Here is a 24,437-nt window from a genome sequence, read left to right on the forward strand (position 1 = left end):
GCACCTAATGCGGCGGACGGCTGGGGTGTGCGCACGAATTTCGTAACTGGATCTTACGATGACGAGCGACCAATCGACTGACGAACTATAGCCCTCACTATGACGCCGAAGGCACCTGTCCGTCTAATGGAAGCTTGTATCCTCAAATTCGACAGTTTCGTCATGGGCAGCAGCGGCAGGTATTCTCTATGTTCATCTTACGCGTGAACTCTTCGTCCCTCCACGCTCGCCACCGCTGCCTAAAAATCTGAAAGCGGCACCTCGGATTAAATATCGGCATCTCTTCATACGCCACCGAGAAAGCTAAAGCCGAGCGACCTAAAGGTCGAAGCAGACGGGCTACGCCCGACACTTTAGTTTTTCGAATTCGCAAGTCGGTACTCGACCTGCTGTTTGGATAAGCGCTCGTACCTCCTTGCATTCGAATATCAAACGGAATCCGCTTTCAGCGGATACTTTTTCCAAGTCTTTAGGCTGTTAGGGACACCCAAGGGCTACTCCTTAACCACCATAGTTTTCGTGAATAAGTGAAAACAGTTGCGGCCATCCGCCCAGGCATCGAGATCGCCCGGAAAGGCCGGCTGCGGCCGCGCATCCCAGGTCCAGACGAACATGTGGTCGGGATCGACGCCCGCCGGCGCGTCCGCGGCCTGCCAGAAGGCATGGCCTGCCTCCAGAAACCGGCGCTGCAGCGCGTCGCTGCGGCCGCCGCCCGAAAAATACGGCACCGCGCTCTCGGAGGATTTCGGATCGGAAAAGACGTTCGGCTGGTTGGCGCCCTTGTCGATCGCCGGGCATCCGGTCTCGGTAAACCAGACCGGCTTCATGCGCGGCACCCAGGCCGTCGGTGCGGCCTGCTCGATGCCGCCGATGCGCGGGTGATGCGCGTTCGCCCACCAGGCGCCGATGTCCTTGGCGCGAAACACCCAGGGCTTGCCGGCCTGCCCGTCGCTGATCGGCGTGCGCCGCCGGGCCTCGCGATCGGCAGCATTCGCATAATACCAGTCGAAGCCCTCGCCACCGGCATGCATCGCCTGCAGCGCGTCGCCGTCCTCCGGCGTCCGCTGACCGTCCGGATTGCCCCCGGCGATATCGCCGTCCCGCCAATCCGACAGCGGCAGGTAACTGTCGATGCCGACCGCGTCGATCGCGGGCGAGGCCCAGAGCGGATCGAGATGGAAGTGGACGTCGCCCGATCCGTCGTCCGGGTGATAGCCGAAATATTCGCTCCAGTCGGCGCCGTAGGTCAGCCGTGTTGCCGGTCCCACCACGCCGCGCACCTCCTGCGCCAGCGCCGTCAGCGCCTCGACGAAGGGAAAGCCGCCAGTCCCGTCGCGCAGCGTCGTCAGGCCGCGCAGCTCCGAGCCGATGATGAAGCCGTTAACGCCGCCCGCGTCCCGCGCCAGCCGCGCATGGTGCAGCACGAAGGCCCGGTACCGCTCGTCAGCCGTGCCGGTCCCGCAAAAGGCGGCGATCTCGCCCCGCACGGCCGGCGTGTTGTCGCTGCTGCCGGGCCGTCCGGGCGCCACCGCGGCCGTGATCCGCCCGCGCCAGGGATAGGCCGCCTGCCGCGCGCCGCCATAGGGGTCGGCCAGCGCATTGTCTGTGGGAATGTCCATCATCACGAAGGGATAGAGGAACACCTCCAGCCCCCGTGCCTTCAGATCGGCGATGGCGGCGGCCACGCTCGCGTCCGAGGGTGTGCCGCCATAGGCCGGTCCGCCCCCGTTGCGGCTGACCAGATGCGCCGCGCCCCGCGCCACGCCGGCCACGGACCAGATCCGCGTCTCCTGCCCGCGCGCGCGCGTCTCCACGCCGGGCACGATCCGGCAGGCCCCGGCGCGGAGATCCGTGCCGAACCAGGAGACGACCAGCGCCACGCGCTTGAGGTTCGGGCAGAGTGCCTGCAGCTCGTCGAGCGAGGCCTGCCAATCCGTCTCGCCATGGAAGACGTGACGGTTGAGGATGCGGGCCTCGCCCGGCCGCGTCTTTTCCTCGACCGGCGCCGGGTCGTAGCCATGCTCGGTCGCACCGGGAATGATCGTCACGGCGCGGATCTGCCTCTCGAGGCGTCCGACCGGGCGGACGACCTCGACATGCAGCAGCGGAATCCGGTTGCCGTAGCTGCCGAGCGGCAGCCGCTCGAAGACGAGATAGGCAAGGCCGCGATAGGCCGGGGTTTCGCCGGCGGCCTGCTTGGCCGCGATCAGCGGATCGGGCGCCTGGGTCTCGGTTCCGGTGTAGAGCCGCATTTCCACGGTGGAGAGATCGAGTTCGCGCCCGTCCGCCCAGACGCGGCGGATGCCGGCGATCGGCCCCTCGCAGAGGCCGAGCGCGACATTCGCGAAATAGCGGAACGTCTCGACGCGCGGCCCGCTCGCCTTGCCGCCCTGCCGCTCGCGATGCACCTCTTCCTCGAAACGCGTCGCCCAGATCAGCGTGCCGCCGATCCGCAGCGTGCCGTAGACGCGCGGAACGGCCGTGCCTTCCTCGGCGCCGGGCACGCGGGCGTCGCCCAGCCGCGCGCCGGTCACGGTCGTCATGCCGTTGAGGATGGAGCGGTCGATGGCGGAGCCCGCCAGCGCGCCTGCCGCCCGCCCGACGATCGCGCCCAGCGGCCCGAACACGCTGCCGATCGCAGCCCCCGCCGCCTGCAGAAGAATGGTCGCCATGGCTAAAAGACCTCGGGAAAGCGGAAGACGCCGGCAATCCGCCGTCGCCAGGCGGGCACCAGCGCCGATTCCACGACGCTTGCCTGTTCGTAGGCATGAATGAAACGCGCCCCGCCGGATGCCGGCGGCGCCTCGTCCCGGCTGAGGATGCCTGCGTGCTTGGCCGGCATGCCGAGCCGCCAGCGGAAGAGGAGAAGGTCGCCCGGCCGCATCGCGCCAAGGTCGATCGGCGCCCCCATCACGCGGGTCGCGGCGTCCCACAGCCGGTCCTCGCCGCTGCGCTCGGCCCAGTCCGGCCGGTAGGGCGGCGGCGTCTCGGGCTCCCGCCCGTGGATCTCGCGCCAGATGCCGCGGATGAGCCCGAGGCAGTCGCAGCCCACCCCCTTCAGGCTCGCCTGATGCCGGTAGGGCGTGCCGATCCAGTCCCGCGCCGAAGCCAGCACCCGAAGGCGCATCGGTTCCTCACGCAAACAGCGGTCGTCCGTCATGCACCGTCTCCCCATCCGCATAGCCATAGGAAAAGTCGCTGCCCGGCATATGCGGGAAGCCGCGAAAATTGCGCGTGTTGGCAAAGCGGTCGCGGCAGGTGGCAAAGCTCTTGTCGCAGCCCATCGTCACCGTGAAGGTCTCGCCCGCCGACAGGGCCACCGGCGGCGGCAGCCAGAGGCTGAGCACCGCCGAAGCGCCCCCCGTCCCGACGGCGTGGTCCTCGATATCGCAGCTCCAGCCGGCATTCGCCCCGCTCGTCATCCGCAGCAGACCGTAGCGATAGGCCCCGGCTGCGGCCGAAAGCCCGGAGACACGCAGTCCCACATCGCCGGTGACCGCGAGGATCACCGCCGCCTCGCTGCGCCCGGCAAGGCTCGCGCCGCAGCGCGCATCCCCGAAGGCCGCGTCGCAGCGGCGTCCATAGCTGCGGCCCTGCACCTCGGACAACCGATGCGTCAGGCTGCGCAGCTCGGCGCGAAAGGCCCCGCCCGCCTGCGTCACCTCGCCGATGTCCTGCACGGTCAGGAGCATATACTGCTCGGGCGCCTGCCAGTTGACCAGAAACTGCTCGACGCGGGCGCCGTCGTAGCGCCCCGCCGCCACATCCGTCTCGCTGATCGCGACGCTCGAAAAACCGCCCGCCACCTCGCCGGCATCCGCCGCCAGCCCTGCCGCCGCCTCCGTTTCGCTCGCCCGAAAGCCGCTCGCCGCCAGAAAGGTCGTGCCGGCAAAGACGAGGTCGCGGTCATGCTCGGTAAAGCCGATCACGATGCCGTCGCGCCGCGTCACCCGCCAGCCATGGCAGACCGTCGTCGCATCGCCGGAGAGATGTGCCGCCAGCGCTTCGGGAATGTCTCTCATGGCCGGATCTCCACCAGCGGAATGGTCGGAATGCGCCCGGCCCGGAACTGCGCCAGATCGACGTCGATCCGGTCGGTGTCGAAGCGCACCGGCACGTCGAAGTCGAAGCCCGCCCGCACCACGGCGCCGATGGCGGGCACATGTCCGGGCGCAAAGGTTACGATGCCCGTTGCCGTATCGAGCGTCACCTGCCCGGCTGTAACCGCGATGCCGTTGACGGAGACCAGCAGCGTTCCCGCCACCGGCTTGACGATCTCGCGCACCGTGGCGCCGCCTGCATCGCCATAGGTCTTGGTCAGCTGGAAGCGCGCCGTCTGCCCGTCGCCGGTTCCGATCGCCTGGTCGCCCGCCGTCGCCGCCCGGCCCGGCGGACCGGAGCGGAAATCGAGCGGATCGCGGAAGCGAAAGCCGTGCAACTGGCCGGAGCGCGCCTCGAAAAACGCGATCACCGCGTAGAGATCGTCGATCCCGCGGATGCCGGACCCGGCATCGTAATGCCGGCGCGCATCGCGCCAGCGGCTGTTGCGGGTCTCCCGCCCGTTCGACAGGCTGACGATATCGGTGCGCCGCACCGGCCCGCCGCTGGTGCCGAGCGCCAGCCGCATCGGAAACCGCACCTCGTGAAATCCCTGATCCATGGTGAAACCCTTCTAACCGCCCCTCGTCAGACGCCGCGCCGCCCGCGCCCGACGGTGCGGGTCAGCATGGCGGCGATCTGCCCTTCCGAGCGGCGAAAACTCTCGGCATCGCTCGCCGTCACGTTGAAAACGACGGTCGGGCCTGCGCCTGCCGTCCCGCCCGCGCCCGGCATGCCCCCGGCCGCGTTTCCGGCGCCAGCTGCGTCCCCGCCGCCCGCCGTCCCGCTCTCGGAAACCCCGGCGAGAAACCGCGGCGTCGCAAGGCGTCCATCGCCCGAGAACGGCGCAACGCCCGTTCCGGCCGACGCGCCGCCGATCCCGGCGACCCCTCCGCCGAACACCGCCCCGATCCCGGTCGAGACCGCGTCCTGCAGCGGCTTCAGCCCCGCCGACAGCGCGATATCGACCAGCCGCAGACCGGCGCTCTTCAGGATGTCGTCGAGCCCCTTTCCGCCGCGCACCGCGCTCGACAGCGCGCTCGTCATCGCCGCGCCGAAGCGCCCGGCGCTCTGCTCCAGATCGGAGAGCACCGTGTCCAGCGCCTTTCCCTGCGCGATCATCTCCGGAAAATCGCCGCCCTTGCCCGCCCCGTCCGCCCTATCCGCCCCATTCGTCATGCCTGCCTCCATCGGTTTCTTCGGCCGTCACGCCGCATCGTCGGGAAATTGCCGCATCATCCGGACGAGCCCCGCCCGGTCGGGCGCGCCTCCTCTGCCGGCCGAAAGGCCGAGCGCTGCCGCGAGCTCGCGCGGGGTCATCCGCCAGAAGTCGCGGGCCGGAAGCCGCAGGCGCGAAAGACCGGCCGCCATGACCGCCTCCCAGGGAAAGGGCGCCGGTGCCGCGCTTTCCTCGCCGCCTGCGGCCGTCAGGGGTCCGTTCCCGTCGGCGCCTCCGCCGCATCGCTGCCGAAGGCCGCGGACAGGAGGTCGCCCACCAGCCGCGCCAGTCCGCCCAGCCCGCCCTCGACGCTCATGCCGGCGACGTCCTCGTCGGAGACAAGGTTGCCGCCGCCGCGCAGGCCCGCACCGAGGAGGACGATCAGGTCCTCCGCCTTCAGCCCGCCCACTGAAAAGCGCCGCGCCAGCCCCATGAGGCTGTCGGCGGCAAAGGCCGTCTCAAGCTCGGCCAAGCTGCCGAGCGTCAGGCAGAGGATGCGGCGTTCGCCGTCGATGACGGCCTCGACCTCGCCCCGGTGCCGGTTCGCGCGCCCGGCAGCGCCCCTGTCGCGCGGCCGCATCAGGCGACCGTGAAGGTCAGGGGGCCGGCCGATTCCAGCGCCGCCTCGAATTGCACCTCGCCATTGTACTGGCCGGTATAGGCGAGCGTCGTCAGCTGGAAGAGGCCGCTGACCGTGCCGAAATCCGGGATGATCACCTGCCAGGTGACGATCGCGCCGGAAAAGAACGTCGCGCGCACCAGCGCGTCGGAGGCCTGGTCCTTGAACAGGCCGGCGCCGGCGATCGAGGCCCGCTGCACGCCCGCCCCGCCCAGAAGCTCGCGCCAGCGTCCGCTGGACTCCGCGTCGGTCACATCGACCGTTTCCGCATCGAATGCCAGCCGCTTGGACCGCAGCCCGGCCACGGTTACAAAGCCGCCGCCGGTCTCGATCTTCAACAGAATGTCCTTGCCCTTCTGCGCCACCATCGGCCGATCCCTTTCCCGTTCGTTCTCTCGGTTGTTTCCCGTCCCGCACGGCCCAGCCGCTTAAGCTCCAAGCTCAGGCCACCGGCTCCGTCACGGCACGAAACCGCATCGCCGCCACATGCCCGCGCGCCGCGCCGTCGCGCGCCGTGCGCGTGGCCTCGTGCCGCAGGTTCACCAGATGCTGGCCGGCCAGCGACAGGCCCGCATCGTGCAGCAGCGCCCGCACCCGCGCGGCGATCTCCTGCACCACGCGGTTGCCGCCCTCCGGCCCGCGCACCTCGATGGCAAGGTCGTGTTCCTCGCCCGGCTCGCTCGCCGTCGACCAGTCGCGGCTCTCGATACCGGCAAGGCGCAGATAAGGATGCGCCGGGCTCTCCAGCAGCCGGTCATGGATGCCGCCCGGCCCGAGCAGCGCCAAGAGCGCTGAATCCCCCGACAGCTTGGCGAAGACCGCCGTCTGCAAGGCATTGGCCGCGCTCATGACCGCGCCTCCCGGCAGCGGCAGACAAGGTAGCGCCGCGTCTCGTCGGGATCGAAGGCCGAGAGGATCGCAAACAGCCGCGTTCCCTTGCGAAAGCGCATGCCGGGCGCGATATCGGCGCGGTGGCGGATCCAGACGTCGTGCTCGACATCCACCACCGTCTCGTCGCGCCGCTCCGCGATCAGCGCCACCCGCGGCTCGATCAGCGTCCAGAGCGCGCCGGCCGCCGCAAACGCGCGCGACGTGCCGCCCTGCCCGTCCGGCGTGTCCACCGGCACTTCCAGTTCCATCCGCGCCGTCATGCGGCCGGGGTCGATCGTGTCCGTGCGCATGGTCAGAGCCTCATCCGGCGAAAGGGCGCGACCAGACGGTCGTAGCCGGCCGGCACGTCGGCCGGCTGGTCGCCCGGGGAAACCGCGCCGCGATAGGCGTGGAGCAGTGCCAGATGCAGCAGCAGCGCCCGCTTCAGCGAGGCCGGCACCTCCGCCCCCGTCGTGCCGAAGCCGGCGGTGAAATCGATCTCGATGCCATTCACCGCCCGCGCCGTCTCGGGTGCCGCCGGCAGGAACAGGCGCGGCGGAGACGCCCCGCCATCCAGCACGAAGCCGGTCATATCCGTCTCGAACGGCGCCCCCAGCGCGTCGTAACCCGTGATCGTCTCGATGCTGCGGATCGGCCCGCGCCCGATCTCCAGCACGCGGCCCTGCGGCCAGCGATCGAGATAGAGCCGGAAGCTGCGGGCGATCAGCACGAGCCCGGTCGTGCGCTCCAGATGTTCGCGCACGGTGGTGATGAGGTCGGCGATCACAGGATCGTCGGCGGTATCGTCGATGCGCAGATGCGCCCGCGCTTCGGCAAGCGTCAACGGCTCGCCCACCGGCGGCGCCAGTTCGGCAATGGTCATGGATGTCTCCGGTCTCAAAAGGAAATGGTGCCCAGAGCACGCCCCGACGAAGCCCCTTCGCTCCGCCTTCTGGGACAATGCTGCGATAAAAAGCCGTGCGTTCGAAGGGGTGCGCGCGACAGGCCCGTCGTCGCCACCCAGGCCCGCCGTCATTCCGGCATCGAGCCCCGAAAACGCCCGCCGACGGCCGGGCACGCACCCCGCCCGCCGCCGCAACGTTCAACCGGTCAGTTGACCGCGAACTTCACCAGCTTGATCGCCTCGAAGTTCTGCACCCCGCCGCCGACGCGCTTGGTGGTGTAGAACAGCACGTAGGGCTTGGCGGAATAGGGATCGCGCAGGATGCGCACGCCCGTGCGGTCCACCACGAGATAGCCCGCCTGGAAATCGCCGAAGGCGATGGCCGTGCTGCCGGCGACCACATCCGGCATGTCCTCGGCCTCGGCCACGGGGAAGCCGAGCAGCGAGGCGGCCTGGCCGACCGTGGCCGGCGGCTGCCAGAGATAGTTGCCGTCGGCATCCTTGAACTTGCGGATATCGGCCTGTGTCCTGCGGTTCATCACGAAGCTCGCCTTCTGCCGGTGGCCGGCCTTCAGCGCGTAGATCGTGTCGATCAGCACGTCGGCGGGGCCGCTCGAGCGGAAGCCGTTGGCCGCGCCGGTGGCGATATAGCCGAGGCTGCCCCAGGCCCAGCCGGCTTCGGCGACGGAGCCGTAGCTCAAAAATCCCCTCGGCTTGTTGATGCCGTCGCCGGTGACGAAGGCGGTGCCCTCCTGCTCGCTGAAGGCGATGTCCACCTCGTCGGCGATCCAGCCCTCGACGTCCACCGCCGCATCGTCCAGAAGCGCTGCGGTCGCCGCCGGCATGGCGTAGAGTTCCATGGTCGGAAAGGTGAGCTCGGAGAGCTGCGGCGTCGCGGTCTGCGGCCGCGCCGCGGTTTCAGAGACCCAGCCGGAGGCGAGACCCGAGACCGCGAACGGCTTCTTCAGCACGCTGCCCGAGACCTGCCGCACGGTCGACAGAGCGCGGACCGGCGAGATCACCTGCAGCCGGCGGCCGATTTCCGTGTCGGTCTGCGCCGGCACGAGGTAGCCGCCGTCGCTGGCCGAGCCGATCGAAAACGCCTTCTCCTCCAGCGCGCGCAGCGCGCCCTCGTCGCCCCGGCGGATATAGCTGTCGAAGGCCGCCTTGTGCTCGGCCGCCTCGAAGCTCATCGCCTCGGCCTTGCCGCCCAGCGCCGGGCGCGCCTTCGTCAGCAGCATCCGGTCGAGCGCCCGCTTCTGCTCGTCCATGCCGCGCGAGATCCGGTCCACCTTGTCGCGCGTGATCACGTCGGCGGAGAGCTTGCTCTCGATCTCGCCCAGCCGCTGGTCGTTGGCTTCCTTGAACACCTCGAAGGCGCCCATGAAGTCCTCGAAGGCCGAGGCCATCGTGTCCGGGATCGTCTTGATCTCGGGTGCCGTCTTCGACGGATTGGCTGTCTGTGTCTGGGTCATCTCAGGAAATCCTTTCGTTCCACCATCATCCGGGCCGCCCGCCGCATCGTGCGCACGAGCTCCGTTTCCCTGTCGCGGAAGAACCGCGCATGCTTGACGTTCGAGACCCGCGCCGATGGCAGCATCGGAAAGGTCACGACCGAAATTTCCCAAAGGTCGGCTTCGAGCACGCGGCGGATGCCGCTCTTGGCGTCGGTGCGCGCCTTCACCGTCTGGAAGCCGATGGACAGCCCGTCGAGCGCGCCGCCCTTCATCAGCTGATGCACCTCGCGGGCCCGCGCCACGCCCTGGGAGAGCCGCCCCTCGACGAACAGCCCGCGCCCGTCCTCCCGGATCGTCGTCCAGGTGCCGATCGGCTCGTTCGGATCATGCTGGAACAGCATCCGCACGCCGCCCGCGCCACGCTTTGCCAGCGAGTGCAGGAAGGCGCCGCGCTCGATCGTGTCCTTGCCGAGATCGATCTCGCCGAACACGCTGGCATAGCCCGAAAACCGCCCCTCTCCCGTCATCCCCGCCAGCGTCAACCCGGCAACCGCCGTCGTCCGCCGAACCGCATACCGGTCAGTCGCCATGGAATTCTCCCGATGCTGTGATGTGTTGAACCGACGTTCCGACCGGACCTCCGACCAGAAAACGACCGAAAATGCCCGCGTCCGCTATTTCTGCCCGTAGCGCCGCGAAATCCGCACGGCGGCGCCCAGGGCCCACCAGGCCAGAAGGCTCGCCGCCGCCGATCCGGTCAGGAGCACCTCGGCCCCGGAGACGCGCCCCGCAATCCCCAGCCGCTCGACCGCCCACAATCCCGTCGGCCCGCCGAACACCAGCCCGCAGACCGTCCCGGTCAGAAACCGCGACGCCGCCTCGTGCCGGCTTTTGGGCAGCAGATAGATGAGCGAAACGGCAGCCCCCGCCACCGCCCCGATCCCGCGCGCGATCCACAGTCCCGGATCTTCCGCCATCGCCATATCCTTCACCTCGTCCCGTTTCGCCCGCCAGCTTGCCCGCCTGCCGGCCTGCTAGCCCGTCCGCCGGTGCCCGACCGGCCGCCTCAATACCCCACCGCCGCCCGCTTTTCCGCGTCCGTCAGGAACCCGGCCGCCCCGACGCGGGACCAGAGTTCGCTGCGCTCGCCGGCCAGGCCGCTCACCTGGTCGAGATCGGCCGCCAGTTGCAGCGGCGTGTCGAAGCGGTCGGAGAGGAAGGCGGAGAGCGCCGTTGCGGTGCGGTTGATCAGCGGCAGAACCGTCAGGCGGTAGAAGGCCCGGTGGGCCTCCTGATAGTTCGCATAGGTGTTGTCGCCGGGAATGCCGAGCAGCATCGGCGGCACGCCGAAGGCGAGCGCGATGTCGCGCGCCGCGCCGTTCTTCGCCTCCACGAAATCCATGTCCTTCGGCGAAAGGCCCATCGCCTTCCAGTCGAGCCCGCCTTCCAGAAGCAGCGGCCGCCCGGCCCGCATCGGGCCGCTGTAGCCCTCGTCCAGCTCGCTTTTCAGCCGGTCGTACTGGTCGGGCGAAAGATTGCCGCCCTCTTTCGGCTGGTAGACCAGCGCGCCGGAGGGCCGGGCCGAATTGTCGAGCAGCGCCTTGTTCCAGGTCGCCGCCGCATTGGACAGGTCGAGCGCCGTCTGGGCGGCCGCCAGCGGCGGAAACCCCAGATGATCGTCGAGCGGGTGAAACAGCTTCAGGTGCAGCAGCCCGGATCCCGCGGGATAGCGCCGCACCGCGCCGCCGGCACGATATTCATAGCCCTCCGGCCATCCGTCCCGCCCTTCGAGCACGCGCACCCGGTCGGGCCGCAACAGATGCAGCTCGCGCGTTTCCGCGCCGATCGCCACCGCCTCGATATAGGCATTGCCCGAGAGCAGCAGGTGGCCGTAGAGCGTTTCGAGAAAATCCGCCGCCGCCATCTGGGCGTTCGGCCGCGCCAGCAGGTGCCGCACCGGATGGTCGGTCACCTCGCGCCCGTCGCGATAGACGAGCAGCGGCACGGCGGCGGACGCTTCCGCGATCATCCGCACGGTGCGATAGGCCACCGGATTGCGCAGAAACCCCTCCCGCGCCAGCGCGGCATAGGATCGCCCCGTCCAGTGCGCCCGCCCCTCCTGCGCGATCGCCACGAACCCGGCCGCCTTGTTTTCGCGCCCGGGCCCTCTCGTCTCAGGCCCTCCCGTCTCAGGTTTTCCCGTCTCCCGCTTTTCCAAGGGCGTCCCGGCGGCGAACCCGGGCATTTTCAGGCCAAACGGCATCTTCATGACAGGACGATCCTTCTGATGGAGGAGAAACCCGCGGCGTCCAGCGCCGCATGATAGGCCCGGCCATAGGCCGCGATCTCCACGGCCCGGTCCCGTCCGTTGATGATCTTTCGCGCCCCGACCCAGTCGGTGCGGCCGGTGCCGAACACATCGGCCAGCGACACGCCGGTAAAGGCGCCCGTCTCCATGCCGACGAACAGGATCTCGACGGCCGTCGCGCCGTCCATGGCGCGGTCGGGATCGCCGAGAAGGTCGATGCCGATGAGACCGGACAGGTTTTCGTAGTTGCGCCGGTGCGTCAGCTGCACCAGCCCGCGGCCGAGCCAGGACTTGCCCTCCGCATCGCGCCGCCAATAGGGCATGCGCACCGACGGCAGGTGCCCGCGGGCAAAGGCCCGGTCCAGCCGGGCAATGGCCTGCCCGTCGCTCATTGCCAGGGTCTCGCGCACAGGCTGCATTTTTTGCCCTGTTTCGTGGTGCGCGGTCGCCAGGAGATAGGCGAGCCAGCGCGGATCATACGGTGCGACACGCGCCTGCGCGCTCGTCCCGGCCCGCTCGGCCCGGTCGAGGATCGCGCCGATCCCGGCCACCTGCCCGCTCGTCAGCCGCCCGGCAAAGAGCGTCCTGCGAATCCTGTCGAAGACCATCGCCCGGTCCATGCGGTCACCTCCTCCTCCCGCGGCGCACACGGACGCCCGGTTGTCATAAAAATGTCGAGATTCAATCGATTTAGAAAAATTAAATCGTTTAAATCCCATAAACCACTGATTTACTTTTCGTTTAGCATCTGCCAGCGTAAGCCCATCGGGCGGGACCGGCCACTTATGGTCGCATTTTAAACAATCGAACCAGTTTCAAACCTTCGGGATGGAGAGACGGCATGACCTCGACAGAGAAGACGCAGACCACCGTTCGCGAAACCATCCCGCCGCATCTCTTCAGCCGGATCGAAAACGAGTGGCAGCAGATGCGCTCCGTCGCCGTGGCCACGCCGCGCACGGACGACCGCTCTGCCGCCGCAGAGGTCTCCATCGCGCGCGGCTGACGCATCCCCGCGCTGCAGATATCTGCGGAACCATTCCGTCCCATGTGCGTTTTTGTCGCACTCAACCGTCGCGTTAAGGAGAGACCATGACCGTGAAGACGATTTCCCAGAGCCTTTTCGAACGCTTCGAAAACGAATGGCGCCAGATCCGCACCTCCAGCACCACCCCCGCCAAGCCGGCACCGGCCAGCGCGAAGTAGGCGACCGAGGTCGATCCCAAGGTTTGAAGAAGGCGCACAGGTTGCGCCTTTTTTCATTGACGCACCTGTCACCTCCGGCCACCCCGCATCCGCCTGCCGGTACCTCCTCCCCGCACGCGGGACGAAAGGAGATGTGGCAAAGCGCTCGCTCCAGGTCCCTTCTCCCCGCCGGCGGGGCAAAAGGAGACGTGGCAAAGCGCTCGCTCCAAGTCCCTTCTCCCCGCCGGCGGGGAGAAGGTCGCGGCAGCGGGATGAGGGGCCGCCACAGAGAACGACAAAGCCGTCATCTCCATCACAATACCCACGAGCCACGCGTTACCACCCGCCTCGCCCGGCAAGCACCCGCACCCATCACACCATCCGCAGCCGCGGCTCTCCGCCGCCCTCCAGCATCAGGGCCGTCAGCGCCCAGACCAGTGCGTCCAGCCGGTCCGGCGAGCGGCCCGAGGACAGTCCGTCGGCGCCGAAATCGCACATCTGGTCCTCGAGTGCGGGAAAGGCCCCCGCATGCACCACGCGGCCCTGCTCGTAGAGTGCGGCCACCGGTTCGGCGCGCAGCCATTTGCCGCGGCTGGCGCGGACATTGGTGATCGGCAGGCGCGCGTCGATGCCGCGCAGAACGGCGGCCACCATGTCGCCGCCCTGGTTGATCTCGGCGACGATCCGGTCGGCATCGAAGCGGCGGAAGGCGCGCACCACGGCGGCGGCCCAGGTGGCGGGGCTTGCGCCCTCCACCGAGCAATCTGCCAGCACCACGGCCCGGCCGCGCCCGTCGAGGCCGGCCACTACGATGCCGCAGCAGCTGTCGGCACCTGCGCCGGCCGGCGGATCGACCGCCACGACGATGCGGCCGAGCGGCCCCGTCTCCCGGAGCGAACCGGTATCGCGCAGCGTCAGCGCCTCGATGGCCGCACGGTTCCACAGCGCGTCTTCCCGGTCGGCGATCATCTCGCCGTCCAGTTCCTGCCGCCCGAGCCGCGTGCCGCCATAGCGGCCGTCCATCGCCTTCAGGAAGCCCGGCGCCAGATTGCCGGCATTGTCGGCCGTGCGGATGCGGCGCAGCACCGTTGCCGGGTCGGCGGCCAGCGCCTTCAGCATGGGGATCGGCCGCGGCGTCGTCGTCACCAGAATGCGCGGGTCTGCCCCCAGCCGCAGCGCGAACTGCAGCATGTCGAAGGTCGCCTGGGCGTGCTTCCATTTTCCGAGCTCGTCGCACCAGGCATAGTCGAATTGCGGCCCGCGCAGGCTTTCGGGATCTTCCGAGGAGAAGATCTGGGCGATCGTGCCGTTCGGCCAGACCAGCCGCCGGCGCGAGACCTCGAACTCCGGGCGATGCCGCGTCGCCACCCGGCAGATGCCGGAGACGCCGTCGATCATCACCTCGCGCGCATCACCCAGCGTTTCCGCCACCAGCGCGATCCGGAGACCCGGCCGGGCGCCGGGTGCGGTCGCCAGATCGTGCACCCAGTGCGACCCCGCCCGCGTCTTGCCGGAGCCGCGGCCGCCCATCAGCAGCCACACCCGCCAGTCGCCGGGCGGCGGCCGCTGCTCGGCCCGTCCCGTCAGCCGCCAGTCGGAGGCGAGCCGGGCCAGAATGACCGGCGAGAGATCGCCGGCGGTGGCCGCGAGCCAGGCGGCAAACCCCTCTGGCTGCGGCCGGCCGTCGCCGTCCGTCCTCGTCTCCGTTCGCGCATCCGCCAGGGGACGCACGCTCCGCGCCGCGATATCCGCCCGCACCGCATCGCGCACGGCATCGCGCACCGCGTCGGCGGACCGGATAACCGAGACTGACATCGCTGGCTTGTCCTCCTCCGAAGCGGCAGCGCCGTGCGCCATTCTCTGCCCCATGCCGCCCAGTCGTCCCAGAGAGCCCGTCAATCGTTCGTCGACCCGCGCCACGCCCACCTCAAGATCCGAAACGATCATCTCAAACAGCGCTGCGTGCGCCGCGTCGATCCGACGCCGCCGCACGGCGGTAGCGACAGAACGCTCATCCGTAGGGTGCAAGCGGGTTGCCGGCTCGGCAGACGACGGGCACGGAACCGTCGCCAGCCAGAGCGGCAGCGCCTGCGACAGATCCGGCCCCAAGCCGCCCGTCTCGGCCAGTTCCGTTTCCGCCAGGCGCGTCTCCGGCCTGCGCCAAAACGCTGTCCCGCTCCCGGAAACGCTCGACAGCGCGCTGCTCGATGACAGCCTCCAGCTTGACGAGAAGAGAGTGATAGCCGGCATCGTCCAGTGTCTCCGCGTCCCGCCGTTCCCGGTCCTGCGCCAGCGTCCGCTGCAAGCTGTCGATCTTTTCGAGCGTGCGCACGATCAGCGACATCGCCTCGATCGAGGCCTTGGCATCGGCCTGGGCGACCTTGCGGTCGATCTCCTCGCCGGCTTCCGCCGTCTGGCGCTCGGCCTGCCGGCGCAGCATCTGGAACATCTGCATCTGCTCGCGCAGTTCCCGCGTCATGCCGTTCAGCATGTCCACCAGCGCCTCGCCGGCGGGAATATCGGCGGCCTTCCGGTCGAGAATCAGCCGGATCTCGTCGTCGGACGGGTCCGCATCCACGGTCAGCGCCCCGTCATAGACGCAGCGCGTCGGCCACGCGCCAAACAGCGCCGGATCTGCCTGTCCGTCGATCATCGCATCGTCCTGTCGTGAGATCGTTTGGAGAAGAGGGAGGTTCAAAAAAAGCAAAAGGCCGGCTGCGCCCCGGCGGCCCCGCCGCACCCGCACATCTCCGACCATACACAAAACCTACCCGAGGACCGTCACGGCGTCAAGGACTATTTTCCTACATCGGGAAAATAATCAGCTCTTCTCACCGGAATTGCCATCCGTCGGCCAGTCGGCCAGGTAATCCTCGAAATCGTCGATATCGACATCGTCCTCGCTGATCGTGCGGCCGCGGGCGGAGATGCCGGCGGCGTGCACGGTGTCCGGGTCGCCGGACACCAGCGGGTGCCACCAGTAGAGGTCCTCGCCGTCGCGCACGAGGCGATAGCCGCAGGTGGGCGGCAGCCAGGGAAGGTCGCGCACCTGCTGCGGCGTCAGCTGGATACAGTCCGGCACCGTCGCCTGCCGGTTGGGATAGTCGCGACAGCGGCAGGTGTCGCCGTCGAGCAGGGTGCAGCGGATCGAGGTCCAGGCGATCTCGCCCGTGTCCCAATCCTCCAGCTTGTTCAGACAACAGAGGCCGCAGCCGTCGCAGAGGCTTTCCCACTCCGCGCCGTCCATCGTCTCCAGTGTCTTGGTCTTCCAGAAAGGCACGTCGCCCATCGATCCGTCCTGCCGTTCTGTCCTGCCGTCATTACACCGTCCGTCTATACCCGGGGGCCTCCCGGCGCTAGGCCTGCCGGTGTCCACATGTAAGCGGACATTTCCAGATTTTTAAGGCTGTTCCGACATATCCTCATTTCCGTGAAGGCTGCCCCGTGGCAGTATGGCGCCATCCCGCGCGAAAAAAGCCTGCTTTGCCCGGCAGCCTGTGCGATATCGAAACATCGCGCGAGATTGAGGACGGTCCGAAGCGTTGACAAGCCCGAGCGACGACATTCCCGACACGGCCCCGCGCCCGGCCTCCCCGGACGACGCCCCGCCCGTTTCACCGTCAGAAGCCCTCTCCGGCGCTGCCGCGCCCTCTCCGCCGGACCGTCCGAAGAAGCGCCATATCCTGCTGCGCATCGATGCCTTCATCGATTCGACCGTCTGGCATGCCGGTTTCCGCCTTGCGGAATGGTGGGAGGACGTCACCATCTTCTTCCGCCGGTTCCGCGTGCGCGGCTGGAAGCGCGTCGTGTTCGAACTGATGGGCGAAGGCATGACCTGGGGCACGGTCGGGGCGGTCCTGCTTCTGGCGCTCGCCCTTCCCGCTTTCCAGGAAACGAAGGGCAACTGGCTGGCGCAGAGCGATTTCGCCGTCACCTTCCTCGATCGCTACGGCAACGAGATCGGCCATCGCGGCATCATCCACGAGGACAGCGTTCCCGTGGACGAGCTGCCGGATACGCTGGTCAAAGCCGTTCTGGCCACCGAGGACCGGCGCTTCTTCGATCATTGGGGCATCGATTTTCTCGGCCTCGCCCGGGCGATGACCGTGAACGCGCGCGCCGGCGGCGTCGTCCAGGGCGGCTCGACGCTGACGCAGCAGCTCGCCAAGAACCTGTTCCTTTCCAACGAGCGCACCTTCGAGCGCAAGATCAAGGAAGCCTTCCTGTCCGTCTGGCTGGAGTGCAACCTGTCGAAGAAGGAAATCCTGCGCCTCTATCTCGACCGCGCCTATATGGGCGGCGGCACGTTTGGCGCGGCGGCGGCGTCGCAATTCTATTTCGGCAAGGCCATCACCGACATCAATCTGGCGGAAAGCGCCATGCTCGCCGGCCTGTTCAAGGCCCCGGCCCGCTATGCGCCGCATGTCAACCTGCCCGCCGCCCGCGCGCGGGCCAACGAGGTGCTGACCAATCTCGTCCAGGGCGGGCTGATGACCGAGGGCCAGGTGGTCGCCGCCCGTCTGCACCCGGCGTCCGTGGTCGATCGCGCCGAGGTCACCGCGCCCGATTTCTTCCTCGACTGGGCCTTCGACGAGGTTCAGCGCATCGCCGCCCCCTTCGCGCAGCACTCGCTCATCGTGCGCACCACCATCGACATGAGCCTGCAGCAGGCGGCGGAAGACGCGATCGAATCGAGCCTGCGCCAGTATGGCGAGAGCTACCGCGTCGCCCAGGGCGCGCTGGTGATGATCGAAAACGGCGGCGCCGTGCGCGCCATGGTCGGCGGGCGCGACTACGGCGAGAGCCAGTTCAACCGCGCCACCAAGGCGCTCCGCCAGCCGGGCTCCTCCTTCAAGGCCTATACCTATGCCGCCGCCATGGAAAAGGGCATGACGCCGGAGACCGTGATCAGCGATGCGCCGATCACCTGGGGCCGCTGGTCGCCACAGAATTACGGCCGCAGCTATTCCGGCAAGGTCACGCTGCTCAATGCCATCGCCCGCTCCATCAACACGGTGCCGGTGCGGCTGGCCAAGGACACGCTCGGCATTCCCCGCATCGTCGCGCTCGCCAAGGCCTTCGGCGTGGAAACGCCGATCCGGCCCGACAAGACCATTCCGCTCGGCACCTCCGAACTCACCGTCATGGACCAGGCGACCGGCTATGCCGTCTTCCCGGCCGGCGGCCTGCAGGCGCGCCGCCACGGCCTCAGCCAGATCCTGAACTATGACGGCGACGTGCTCTATGATTTCAACCGCGATGCCCCGCCGGCAGAGCGTGTGCTCAGCGAAAAGGCCACGGCCTCGATGAACTACATGCTGACGCAGATCCCGATCATCGGCACGGCGCGCAAGGCCGCCCTCGACAACGGCGTCGTGGCCGGCGGCAAGACGGGCACCACCCAGTCCTATCGCGATGCCTGGTTCGTCGGCTTCACCGGCGATTATACCGCCGCCGTCTGGTTCGGAAACGACGACTATACCTCGACCAACAACATGACCGGCGGCTCCCTGCCCGCCATGGCCTTCAAGCGGCTGATGGATTACGCCGAACAGGGCATCGACCACCGCGCGATCCCCGGCATCGCCCCGCCGCCCGCCCCCTCCAAAAACGACAAGCCGGCCGCTGCCGTCGCCAAGACCGACGAAAACGCCCTGCCGCCCCTCGTGCGCCCCCGCATGCTCTCCGGCGACGTCACCCGCCTCCTGAAGGCGCTCGGCACCCGCTTCGAAACCACCCCGCCCCTCGACATACCCCCCGCCACCCCCGGAAAAGTCGCCAGCGCCACCCCCAAACCCGCCGCCGCCGCCAGCAATTGATGCCGTGATGCTTTCCCGTTTTCAGATGCATCCCATCCAGCCCATCCCGACCCTTCATATTGCCGCATACCCCCGCCCAAAGTCCCTTCTCCCCGTCAAAACGGGGAGAAGGTGGCGGCAGCCGGATGAGGGGCAACCCACTCGCACTCGTTTCGAAACCGCCCCACCCGCACCCCTTACGCCCGAAAGCCGCCAGTCCTGATGTTTCGCGTGCCCTTTCTCGTTGCGCTCACCCTCTGCGTCGCCTTTGGCGGCGGCATTGCCGTGAGCAATTTCGCGCTGAAGGCGTCCACCGGTTTCGGGTCGATCCAGCTCGGCCCCTGGGTCGCCTATCCCAATGCCCAGACCGCCGATACCGACCCCTATGCCAAGGCCCACCGGGCGCGCGCCGGGCGGCTGCTCTACGGCAAGGCTGAGGGCATGCGGTTTACCGCCGACACCGACGATGCCGGCCGGCCGCTGTCGGGCGCCTGCCGCTACGATATCGTCGGCAACACCCCGCCTGCCCGCTTTTGGACCCTGTTTGCGACCGACCGGTCCGACCGGCCGCTGACCGCGTCGGAGACGCTGCCGGTCGCGCTCAATGCCTGGACCGTGCTGCGCGAGGCCGATACGTCCTTCGTCATCCACGTCGCGCCGGATGCCCAGCCGGACAACTGGCTGGCGATCACGCCGCCGGACGATCCGCGCCGCGCCGCCGCCACCGCCGCCGCCTATGATGCCGCCAGCGCGCTGAACGGCACCCAGTCCAATACGCCCGCCAGCACGCCGGCCACCACGCCGGCTAGCCCGCCCGCCGTCCCGCCGGTCGGCCGGTTCCGCCTTGTGCTGACGCTTCTCGATGCGCCGACCGCCAATTCCTCGGGCGCCATCGAGCTGGTCATGCCGGCCATCGTCCAGCGGGGATGCGGCGATGCGTAGCCTTCTCTATGCGCTCCTCGTGGGTGTGATCGGTGCCGCCCTGCTGCACATCGTCATCATTCTGGCTCTGCCGCGCTTCACGGCGGAGGATGCCTATAGCCGGGTGCTCGGGCTCTATGAAATGGACAGCTTTTTCCCGCTCACCTCGGCGCCGGGGCCGACCGGCCTGTCGAACGACGACCCCTATCTGCGCGTCGCGGTCTGCGGTTTTTCTGTGCTGGGCGGGCCGGTGCGCTTCACCGCGGCGGGCGACGTGCCGTTCTGGTCGCTGGCGATCTATGATTCCGGCTCGAACGAGATCTTCAGCATGAGCAATGCCACCGCGGTCGACAACCGCGTCGATGTCGTCGCGGCAACGCCGCTGCAGCTCGTGGAGCTGCGCAAGCAGCCGGCCGACACGATCGGGCAGACCATCACGGTGGAGATGCCGGACGACGAAGGCTATGCCGTGCTGCGGGCGCTCGCCCCGCTCGGCAGCTACGAGGCCGCCGCCAGCCGCTTCCTCGCGGAAGCCGGGTGCGAACCCCTGTCGCGGTGAGGCAAATGTCGCGGTGCGGCAGATAGGACGATCAGGCGAGACCGTTCCGCGCGATGGTGACATCGACCGCGCAAACGCCAGCGCAAATCATCAATGTTTGCGGCCATCAATGTCTCTGGCCATCAATGTTTGTGGGTCGAACCGTTCAGCGGCTTGACGGCCGAGGCTTTGGGGTGGGGGCCGGTCGTGGCCGGGGCGCCGTCCATGCGCTCGTAGCGAATGCCGGTGAAGAGCAGGATCGTCGCGTCCTGCCGGGCCCCGTCCGGGGTCATCTTGCGGCCGCCGCGATGCTGGCGGTCCTGAAGTCTGATAACATCTGCCATTCTCGTCTCCAATGATCTGGATGAGACGGATGAACTTGAAACAGATCTCATCCTGCCCTCGTCGGGCTGACGCTTCACCACACCTTCGGGGTTCCCTTTCGGGACACCTTTTGGGGTGGACATGAGCGCCGTTCTCGTTGCTCCTTCTTCCGGATGATCCCGGATGTATTTCGGCTCGAATTGCAGGGCCGGCTCGGCATTTTCGACGCGTCGTCCCGCGTGATGATTGGGCCATAGCTTCGTTAACATGGCCTTAACCGCGGAAGCCCCAAACCTAGCGATGGAAAACATCAGAGAAACCTGCCGCTTACCCGTTGAAACCCGTGATTCGCATGAAATAAAATGAAAGCCTGTCGCCATTGCAGCGGAAAACTGCGCTGTTTTCCAGTCGCAGACAGCCGCAGCGCCCTTTCGGACGATGCGGCTGCAGGCGGTATACAATTGTGACGGACGATCGCGTCAGCGGCGGGCGAGAAGGCCCAGCACGAACGAGACGCCGGCGATGGTCAGAAGCGTGGTCACCGGCTCTTCGCGAACGCGGTCGCGCAGGCGCTCGGTCAGCACTTCGGCTTCCGACTGCACCACCGCCTTCGCGCCGCTGCCGATCGCCGAGACCGAGTCGGTCAGACGGGCGATTTCGGCGCGCAGATCGGAAATCTGGCTGTCGAGTTCGCTCTTGGCGACGCTGGCTTCGACTTCGGCTTCTGCGCTGGAAACGGTGGCGAATTTCTTATCGATCATTGTCCGGGGCTCCTGTTCGAACTGCCCCGTAAACGGCCGATCCGCGCTTTTGTTCCCGCCCGCCAGCACCGCCCCTATTTTGAGGGCCGATCCTTTTTCCCGTCCGGCATCGTTCAGGAACCGTTCAGGCCGGCGGACCTAGGAACAAAACAGGCGGAAAATCTTTTCTGCTTCGCCCGACGCTCGCGTGGCGGTGCGCATTCGTGACGTGATCTGGTTTGCAGGCGCAGGAGAAAACGCGTTTGGCGGTCTTTTCCGCGCGACGTTGCCCACCTGCTCTCCTTGGCCATTGCCGACGGAGAAGCGCGGGGCCAATGGAGAAGCGTGGGGCGAGACCGCCGCAAACCTTGGACCACGGGCGGAGCCGCCATCATACGGACGCGTTTCGAACGTGTTACTTGCCTATCGCCGCCGGCCTGATCTGCCCTTTTTCCGGTGCAGACCGCGCGCCGGAGAGCTCACTGGAGGACCCTGAAGTGTATTCCGTCAAATCCATCCTGTCCGGCATCGCGCTGGCCGCCACGCTGCTGACGCCGGTCGCGGCCAGCGCTGCGGAGGGCTTCGCCACCGCCAATGTCAACATGCGCTCCGGCCCGAGCACGCGTTACCCCGCCGTCGTGGTCATTCCCGTCGGCGCGCCCATCGAAATCCACGGCTGCCTGGCCGATGCCAACTGGTGCGACGTGTCCTTCGCCCGCGGCCGCGGCTGGGTCTCCGGCACCTATGTTCAGGCCGAGTATCAGAGCAACCGCGTCTATGTGGCGCCGCGCTACTACCGCCCGCTCGGCATCCCCACCGTCACCTTCGAGCTCGGCAATTACTGGGATCGCAACTACCGCAACCGCGACTTCTACCGCGACCGCGAATACTGGCGCGGCGGCCAGGGCCGCTACGATCGCGACCGGGATCGGGATCGGGATCGCAACCGGGACCAGGTCGAACGCGAACGCGACCGCGTCGAGCGGGATCGGTTCCGCATCGAGCAGGACCGCAACCAGATCGAGCGCGATCGGAACCGGGATCGCGACCGGGAACGTTTCGAGCGCCAGCGCGAACGCGACCGTCAGCGCTTCGACGACAACAACAACGGTGCCTCCGACCGGGATCGGGACCGGGACCGCGACCGTCGCCGCTTCGATCGGGATGGCGACGGCAACCGCGATCGCCCGCAGTTCGAGCGCCGCGACAATGATCGTCGCGACAATGAGCGTCGGGACAATGATCGGCGGGACAACGACCGTCGGGACAATGATCGCCGGGATAACCAGCGGCAGGAAAACCAGCGGCAGGACAACGACCGGCGCGACAACGACCGGCAGAACATGGAACGCCGGGACAACGACCGCCGCGGCACCAACGGCCTCAACGAGGACCGCCGCAACGATCGCCGCGAGCGTCGCGCCTGCGACGTCAACGATCCCAGCTGCGTGCTCTAAGCGCGCGGTCCGAGCGACCTGACAGAGACTTGGACCTGACAGAGACGTGAGAGAGACGGGCGGCGCCGGACCCAGGCGCCGCCCGAACTGTTTCGACGGTTCCCGGCAGGCGGACTCCGCCGACACAAGCCGCAACGCGCGTCGCCCGCCTCGTCTCCGCCTGCAACCGCCACGACAGGGCGGTCCCGCCTTGCGCGCGGCCTGCCCCGATCCGGGGCGCCCTTAAGCCGATGTTAACCACGTCGTCATAATCTCCCTCTCATGGCGCGCTCGTTGCCATCGCTGCGACACCTGCCTCCGTCATTCCGAGAGACTTCAACGCTTTGTTCGGAGACGTTCGGAAGATGCGTGAGCGGAAACCGGCGGCGGGAGGGTGCGATCGAGACGTCCGGCGGGGATTGCCCTGCTTCAGGATTGCGTCAGTGTTTTGCGTATGAGGTGGACGTGTGGCGGACCGTTTTCGTGAATTGGAAAGACCTCGGAATGGCCGCGTCAAAGACGCGGTGCTGATGGCCACGGTGTCGAGCTTCGAGGGGCTTCGCCAGCCGCGCGCCTCCGACCTCAAGCAGTTCTGCGAGCTGTTCGAGCCGCTGTTTGCCGCCTCCAGCGACGAGGCGCGCCGCCAGGCCGCTGCCGCGCTCGCCAGAAGCCCCAATGTCCCCCCGTCCGTCGCGCTGCAGATCGGCAGCGCCCCCATCGCCATCGCCGCGCTGTTCCTCACGCGCGCCATGGCGATCGACGAGCGCGTTCTCCTCGACATCATCCGCAACCAGAGCCCCGCCCATGCCAATACCATCGCGCGCCGCGACAAGCTGAGCGTGCGCGTCGTCGATGCCCTTGTCGAACGGCGCGACAGTGCGCCCGGCCGCGACGCGTCCGCCAGACCGGCCGAAACGCCGGAAACGGACGTCACGAGAACCGAAACCCTTCTGACCGAAACCCTTACAACAGAAGCTCGGGCCGAGGCTGCGGCCACCGCGACGCGGGAGCGCGAGGAGCGGCTGCGGGCCGAGCTGAAAGCGCTTACCCGGACCGTCGGCCAGCCCTTGCAGGCGCCGGCCGCCCCGCCCCGCCGTGCGCTCCTGTCGCTCGATGCCACGCATGAGGCGCTGCTCGTGCGCTTCTCGCGCTCGGGCGAGGTCAATCTTTTCGCCGCCACCCTGTCGCATGCGCTCGATTGCTCCGCCGTGTTCGGGGAGCGCCTCGTGCTCGACGTCTCCGGCTGGCAGCTGGCCGTCACCCTGTCGGCGCTCGGCACCGAGCGGGCGGAGATGGTGCGCATGCTGACCAGGCTCTATCCCTATCTGTCCGAAAGAAGCGGTGCGGCGACGCGCTGCGACGCGCTGCTCGACGGCATCGACCCGCTGGAGGCGCGCAACCGCGTCGAAGGCTGGATCGCCGCGGACGCCGCGCGCCGCGACGGTGGACAGCGCCATGCCCCGGTGCTCGGCCCGGAGCGCGCCGAAGATCCGCGCCAGCCCACGACCTACCCGTCCCCCGCCAACCAGACGCAGCAGGTCGTCTCCACCTTCTACCGCCGCACGCTCCATCGCGGCGCGCGCTGACGCAAGCGTCAGGGCTCAGGGATCGGCTTCAGGAATCGGGCTGGCTGGTTTCGAAGAGATCGGAGACATCGGACGTCTCCAGCTCCACCACCCAGCAGTCGGGATCGAACCGGATCTCGCGCGCGAGGGCCGCGTCGATGGCCTCCGGATCGGCCGAGGACAGCCGGCGCTCGAACAGCCGGCCGCCCTCCTCCTGCTCCGTCACGAGGCTTTGCGGGGCCGGGCCGAACAGGGTCTCGACCCCGTCGCGGGCGCGCTGGCGGAGGAAGATCGCGCCGGCCGCCTGGGCCCCCTTGCGCAGCACCGCCGCGGTGTCGCCACGCGAAAACACGCGGCGGGTGATGGCGGAAACGAAGATGTCGGAGCGAAGGCGCATGGCCCTTCCTACAGCGGTCGCGCAACGGCGTCTATCGCTGCCGTGTCAGGCGCTTGAG

Annotated in this window: 27 protein-coding genes and 1 pseudogene; 6 read left to right on the forward strand and 22 right to left on the reverse strand. The window is 68.1% G+C overall.

Going from position 1 to position 24,437, the window contains the following annotated elements; translation table 11 throughout:
- Window positions 1-536: 536 nt before the first annotated feature.
- The 16 genes and pseudogenes from C8J36_RS08010 to C8J36_RS08085 all read right to left on the reverse strand — a co-directional run.
- Window positions 537-2,672 (reverse strand): annotated as a pseudogene (locus tag C8J36_RS08010) (glycoside hydrolase TIM-barrel-like domain-containing protein); the annotation flags it as partial.
- 2 nt (window positions 2,673-2,674) lie between these two features.
- The gene (locus tag C8J36_RS08015) at window positions 2,675-3,127 is read right to left on the reverse strand and encodes an NlpC/P60 family protein (RefSeq protein ID WP_062594943.1); all 453 of its coding nucleotides are present in this window, start codon (window positions 3,125-3,127) and stop codon (window positions 2,675-2,677) included.
- Between the two features lie 7 nt (window positions 3,128-3,134).
- Entirely contained in the window at window positions 3,135-4,022 is an 888-nt protein-coding gene (locus C8J36_RS08020) for a DUF2163 domain-containing protein (RefSeq protein WP_132534022.1), read from the reverse strand.
- A complete protein-coding gene (locus C8J36_RS08025) occupies window positions 4,019-4,660 on the reverse strand; it encodes a DUF2460 domain-containing protein (RefSeq protein ID WP_132534024.1) in 642 nt (213 codons plus the stop codon). The genes C8J36_RS08020 and C8J36_RS08025 overlap by 4 nt, the downstream gene beginning before the upstream one ends.
- Before the next feature lie 26 nt (window positions 4,661-4,686).
- Window positions 4,687-5,277, reverse strand: coding sequence for a phage tail tape measure protein (locus C8J36_RS08030; RefSeq protein WP_245506492.1), 591 nt, complete (start codon window positions 5,275-5,277; stop codon window positions 4,687-4,689).
- A 27-nt stretch (window positions 5,278-5,304) separates the two neighbouring features.
- Window positions 5,305-5,529: a rcc01693 family protein gene (locus tag C8J36_RS08035; protein ID WP_132534026.1), complete on the reverse strand. Its 225-nt coding sequence runs from the start codon at window positions 5,527-5,529 to the stop codon at window positions 5,305-5,307.
- Window positions 5,526-5,897, reverse strand: coding sequence for a gene transfer agent family protein (locus C8J36_RS08040; protein WP_132534028.1), 372 nt, complete (start codon window positions 5,895-5,897; stop codon window positions 5,526-5,528). Before C8J36_RS08040 ends, C8J36_RS08035 begins: the two co-directional genes overlap by 4 nt.
- A complete protein-coding gene (locus C8J36_RS08045) occupies window positions 5,897-6,304 on the reverse strand; it encodes a phage major tail protein, TP901-1 family (RefSeq protein ID WP_132534030.1) in 408 nt (135 codons plus the stop codon). The genes C8J36_RS08040 and C8J36_RS08045 overlap by 1 nt, the downstream gene beginning before the upstream one ends.
- Before the next feature lie 73 nt (window positions 6,305-6,377).
- Window positions 6,378-6,785 (reverse strand): DUF3168 domain-containing protein, encoded by a 408-nt coding sequence (locus C8J36_RS08050; protein ID WP_132534032.1) that lies wholly within the window; start codon window positions 6,783-6,785, stop codon window positions 6,378-6,380.
- The gene (locus C8J36_RS08055; protein ID WP_132534034.1) at window positions 6,782-7,117 is read right to left on the reverse strand and encodes a phage head closure protein; all 336 of its coding nucleotides are present in this window, start codon (window positions 7,115-7,117) and stop codon (window positions 6,782-6,784) included. The genes C8J36_RS08050 and C8J36_RS08055 overlap by 4 nt, the downstream gene beginning before the upstream one ends.
- Window positions 7,118-7,119: 2 nt before the next feature.
- On the reverse strand, window positions 7,120-7,689 hold the full coding sequence (locus C8J36_RS08060) for a phage head-tail connector protein (RefSeq protein ID WP_132534036.1): 570 nt from the start codon (window positions 7,687-7,689) through the stop codon (window positions 7,120-7,122).
- 227 nt (window positions 7,690-7,916) lie between these two features.
- The gene (locus tag C8J36_RS08065; protein ID WP_132534038.1) at window positions 7,917-9,185 is read right to left on the reverse strand and encodes a phage major capsid protein; all 1,269 of its coding nucleotides are present in this window, start codon (window positions 9,183-9,185) and stop codon (window positions 7,917-7,919) included.
- On the reverse strand, window positions 9,182-9,757 hold the full coding sequence (locus C8J36_RS08070) for an HK97 family phage prohead protease (RefSeq protein WP_062594714.1): 576 nt from the start codon (window positions 9,755-9,757) through the stop codon (window positions 9,182-9,184). Before C8J36_RS08070 ends, C8J36_RS08065 begins: the two co-directional genes overlap by 4 nt.
- Before the next feature lie 84 nt (window positions 9,758-9,841).
- Complete coding sequence (locus C8J36_RS08075; RefSeq protein WP_062594713.1) at window positions 9,842-10,150, reverse strand: DUF6107 family protein; 309 nt, start codon at window positions 10,148-10,150, stop codon at window positions 9,842-9,844.
- Window positions 10,151-10,233: 83 nt separating this feature from the next.
- Window positions 10,234-11,436 carry a phage portal protein gene (locus tag C8J36_RS08080; RefSeq protein WP_245506493.1) on the reverse strand — a complete coding sequence of 401 codons (1,203 nt, stop codon included), beginning with the start codon at window positions 11,434-11,436 and terminating at the stop codon, window positions 10,234-10,236.
- Window positions 11,433-12,095, reverse strand: a complete 663-nt coding sequence (locus tag C8J36_RS08085) for a glycoside hydrolase family 19 protein (protein ID WP_132534040.1) — start codon at window positions 12,093-12,095, stop codon at window positions 11,433-11,435. Before C8J36_RS08085 ends, C8J36_RS08080 begins: the two co-directional genes overlap by 4 nt.
- Window positions 12,096-12,316: 221 nt before the next feature.
- On the opposite strand from C8J36_RS08085, the gene C8J36_RS24830 reads away from it, so the two are divergent.
- Window positions 12,317-12,481: a hypothetical protein gene (locus tag C8J36_RS24830; protein WP_156468088.1), complete on the forward strand. Its 165-nt coding sequence runs from the start codon at window positions 12,317-12,319 to the stop codon at window positions 12,479-12,481.
- A gap of 551 nt (window positions 12,482-13,032) precedes the next feature.
- Here C8J36_RS24830 and C8J36_RS08090 read toward each other — a convergent pair.
- The 3 genes from C8J36_RS08090 to C8J36_RS08100 all read right to left on the reverse strand — a co-directional run bounded on the left by C8J36_RS08090 (window position 13,033) and on the right by C8J36_RS08100 (window position 15,949).
- Window positions 13,033-14,475, reverse strand: coding sequence for a terminase family protein (locus C8J36_RS08090; RefSeq protein WP_245506494.1), 1,443 nt, complete (start codon window positions 14,473-14,475; stop codon window positions 13,033-13,035).
- 196 nt (window positions 14,476-14,671) lie between these two features.
- Window positions 14,672-15,313 (reverse strand): hypothetical protein, encoded by a 642-nt coding sequence (locus C8J36_RS08095; protein WP_132534042.1) that lies wholly within the window; start codon window positions 15,311-15,313, stop codon window positions 14,672-14,674.
- A 168-nt stretch (window positions 15,314-15,481) separates the two neighbouring features.
- Complete coding sequence (locus C8J36_RS08100; protein WP_132534044.1) at window positions 15,482-15,949, reverse strand: YcgN family cysteine cluster protein; 468 nt, start codon at window positions 15,947-15,949, stop codon at window positions 15,482-15,484.
- A gap of 391 nt (window positions 15,950-16,340) precedes the next feature.
- Between C8J36_RS08100 and C8J36_RS08105 the strand changes: the two genes are divergently transcribed.
- The 3 genes from C8J36_RS08105 to C8J36_RS08115 all read left to right on the forward strand — a co-directional run bounded on the left by C8J36_RS08105 (window position 16,341) and on the right by C8J36_RS08115 (window position 19,938).
- Entirely contained in the window at window positions 16,341-18,479 is a 2,139-nt protein-coding gene (locus C8J36_RS08105; RefSeq protein ID WP_245506525.1) for a PBP1A family penicillin-binding protein, read from the forward strand.
- Between the two features lie 210 nt (window positions 18,480-18,689).
- A complete protein-coding gene (locus tag C8J36_RS25275; protein WP_245506495.1) occupies window positions 18,690-19,400 on the forward strand; it encodes a DUF1214 domain-containing protein in 711 nt (236 codons plus the stop codon).
- Window positions 19,393-19,938: a hypothetical protein gene (locus C8J36_RS08115; RefSeq protein WP_062594706.1), complete on the forward strand. Its 546-nt coding sequence runs from the start codon at window positions 19,393-19,395 to the stop codon at window positions 19,936-19,938. Before C8J36_RS25275 ends, C8J36_RS08115 begins: the two co-directional genes overlap by 8 nt.
- Window positions 19,939-20,060: 122 nt before the next feature.
- Here C8J36_RS08115 and C8J36_RS08120 read toward each other — a convergent pair whose 3' ends face one another.
- Both C8J36_RS08120 and C8J36_RS08125 read right to left on the reverse strand, forming a co-directional pair.
- Window positions 20,061-20,261, reverse strand: a complete 201-nt coding sequence (locus C8J36_RS08120; protein WP_132534048.1) for a hypothetical protein — start codon at window positions 20,259-20,261, stop codon at window positions 20,061-20,063.
- Between the two features lie 459 nt (window positions 20,262-20,720).
- A complete protein-coding gene (locus tag C8J36_RS08125; RefSeq protein ID WP_062594704.1) occupies window positions 20,721-21,002 on the reverse strand; it encodes a hypothetical protein in 282 nt (93 codons plus the stop codon).
- A gap of 476 nt (window positions 21,003-21,478) precedes the next feature.
- Between C8J36_RS08125 and C8J36_RS08130 the strand changes: the two genes are divergently transcribed.
- Together C8J36_RS08130 and C8J36_RS08135 are read left to right on the forward strand one after the other, a co-directional pair.
- Entirely contained in the window at window positions 21,479-22,438 is a 960-nt protein-coding gene (locus C8J36_RS08130) for an SH3 domain-containing protein (protein WP_245506496.1), read from the forward strand.
- Window positions 22,439-22,947: 509 nt separating this feature from the next.
- Window positions 22,948-24,003: a DUF2336 domain-containing protein gene (locus C8J36_RS08135; protein WP_132534052.1), complete on the forward strand. Its 1,056-nt coding sequence runs from the start codon at window positions 22,948-22,950 to the stop codon at window positions 24,001-24,003.
- A gap of 28 nt (window positions 24,004-24,031) precedes the next feature.
- Here C8J36_RS08135 and C8J36_RS08140 read toward each other — a convergent pair whose 3' ends face one another.
- Window positions 24,032-24,379, reverse strand: coding sequence for a DUF1491 family protein (locus C8J36_RS08140; RefSeq protein WP_132534054.1), 348 nt, complete (start codon window positions 24,377-24,379; stop codon window positions 24,032-24,034).
- Between the last annotated feature and the right edge of the window lie 58 nt (window positions 24,380-24,437).

The sequence above is a fragment of the Rhizobium sp. PP-F2F-G48 genome (assembly GCF_004342335.1).
Lineage (GTDB): Bacteria > Pseudomonadota > Alphaproteobacteria > Rhizobiales > Rhizobiaceae > Ferranicluibacter.

What these genes read in the sequence shown, in the direction of transcription:
- C8J36_RS08015 (WP_062594943.1), bottom strand. Translation starts at nt 3,127, where the DNA reads ATGCGCCTTCGGGTGCTGGCTTCGGCGCGGGACTGGATCGGCACGCCC.
- C8J36_RS08020 (WP_132534022.1), bottom strand. Translation starts at nt 4,022, where the DNA reads ATGAGAGACATTCCCGAAGCGCTGGCGGCACATCTCTCCGGCGATGCG.
- C8J36_RS08025 (WP_132534024.1), bottom strand. Translation starts at nt 4,660, where the DNA reads ATGGATCAGGGATTTCACGAGGTGCGGTTTCCGATGCGGCTGGCGCTC.
- C8J36_RS08030 (WP_245506492.1), bottom strand. Translation starts at nt 5,277, where the DNA reads ATGACGAATGGGGCGGATAGGGCGGACGGGGCGGGCAAGGGCGGCGAT.
- C8J36_RS08040 (WP_132534028.1), bottom strand. Translation starts at nt 5,897, where the DNA reads ATGCGGCCGCGCGACAGGGGCGCTGCCGGGCGCGCGAACCGGCACCGG.
- C8J36_RS08045 (WP_132534030.1), bottom strand. Translation starts at nt 6,304, where the DNA reads ATGGTGGCGCAGAAGGGCAAGGACATTCTGTTGAAGATCGAGACCGGC.
- C8J36_RS08050 (WP_132534032.1), bottom strand. Translation starts at nt 6,785, where the DNA reads ATGAGCGCGGCCAATGCCTTGCAGACGGCGGTCTTCGCCAAGCTGTCG.
- C8J36_RS08055 (WP_132534034.1), bottom strand. Translation starts at nt 7,117, where the DNA reads ATGCGCACGGACACGATCGACCCCGGCCGCATGACGGCGCGGATGGAA.
- C8J36_RS08060 (WP_132534036.1), bottom strand. Translation starts at nt 7,689, where the DNA reads ATGACCATTGCCGAACTGGCGCCGCCGGTGGGCGAGCCGTTGACGCTT.
- C8J36_RS08065 (WP_132534038.1), bottom strand. Translation starts at nt 9,185, where the DNA reads ATGACCCAGACACAGACAGCCAATCCGTCGAAGACGGCACCCGAGATC.
- C8J36_RS08070 (WP_062594714.1), bottom strand. Translation starts at nt 9,757, where the DNA reads ATGGCGACTGACCGGTATGCGGTTCGGCGGACGACGGCGGTTGCCGGG.
- C8J36_RS08075 (WP_062594713.1), bottom strand. Translation starts at nt 10,150, where the DNA reads ATGGCGATGGCGGAAGATCCGGGACTGTGGATCGCGCGCGGGATCGGG.
- C8J36_RS08080 (WP_245506493.1), bottom strand. Translation starts at nt 11,436, where the DNA reads ATGAAGATGCCGTTTGGCCTGAAAATGCCCGGGTTCGCCGCCGGGACG.
- C8J36_RS08085 (WP_132534040.1), bottom strand. Translation starts at nt 12,095, where the DNA reads ATGGACCGGGCGATGGTCTTCGACAGGATTCGCAGGACGCTCTTTGCC.
- C8J36_RS24830 (WP_156468088.1), top strand. Translation starts at nt 12,317, where the DNA reads ATGACCTCGACAGAGAAGACGCAGACCACCGTTCGCGAAACCATCCCG.
- C8J36_RS08090 (WP_245506494.1), bottom strand. Translation starts at nt 14,475, where the DNA reads ATGTCAGTCTCGGTTATCCGGTCCGCCGACGCGGTGCGCGATGCCGTG.
- C8J36_RS08095 (WP_132534042.1), bottom strand. Translation starts at nt 15,313, where the DNA reads ATGATCGACGGACAGGCAGATCCGGCGCTGTTTGGCGCGTGGCCGACG.
- C8J36_RS08100 (WP_132534044.1), bottom strand. Translation starts at nt 15,949, where the DNA reads ATGGGCGACGTGCCTTTCTGGAAGACCAAGACACTGGAGACGATGGAC.
- C8J36_RS08115 (WP_062594706.1), top strand. Translation starts at nt 19,393, where the DNA reads ATGCGTAGCCTTCTCTATGCGCTCCTCGTGGGTGTGATCGGTGCCGCC.
- C8J36_RS08120 (WP_132534048.1), bottom strand. Translation starts at nt 20,261, where the DNA reads ATGGCAGATGTTATCAGACTTCAGGACCGCCAGCATCGCGGCGGCCGC.
- C8J36_RS08125 (WP_062594704.1), bottom strand. Translation starts at nt 21,002, where the DNA reads ATGATCGATAAGAAATTCGCCACCGTTTCCAGCGCAGAAGCCGAAGTC.
- C8J36_RS08135 (WP_132534052.1), top strand. Translation starts at nt 22,948, where the DNA reads ATGGCCACGGTGTCGAGCTTCGAGGGGCTTCGCCAGCCGCGCGCCTCC.
- C8J36_RS08140 (WP_132534054.1), bottom strand. Translation starts at nt 24,379, where the DNA reads ATGCGCCTTCGCTCCGACATCTTCGTTTCCGCCATCACCCGCCGCGTG.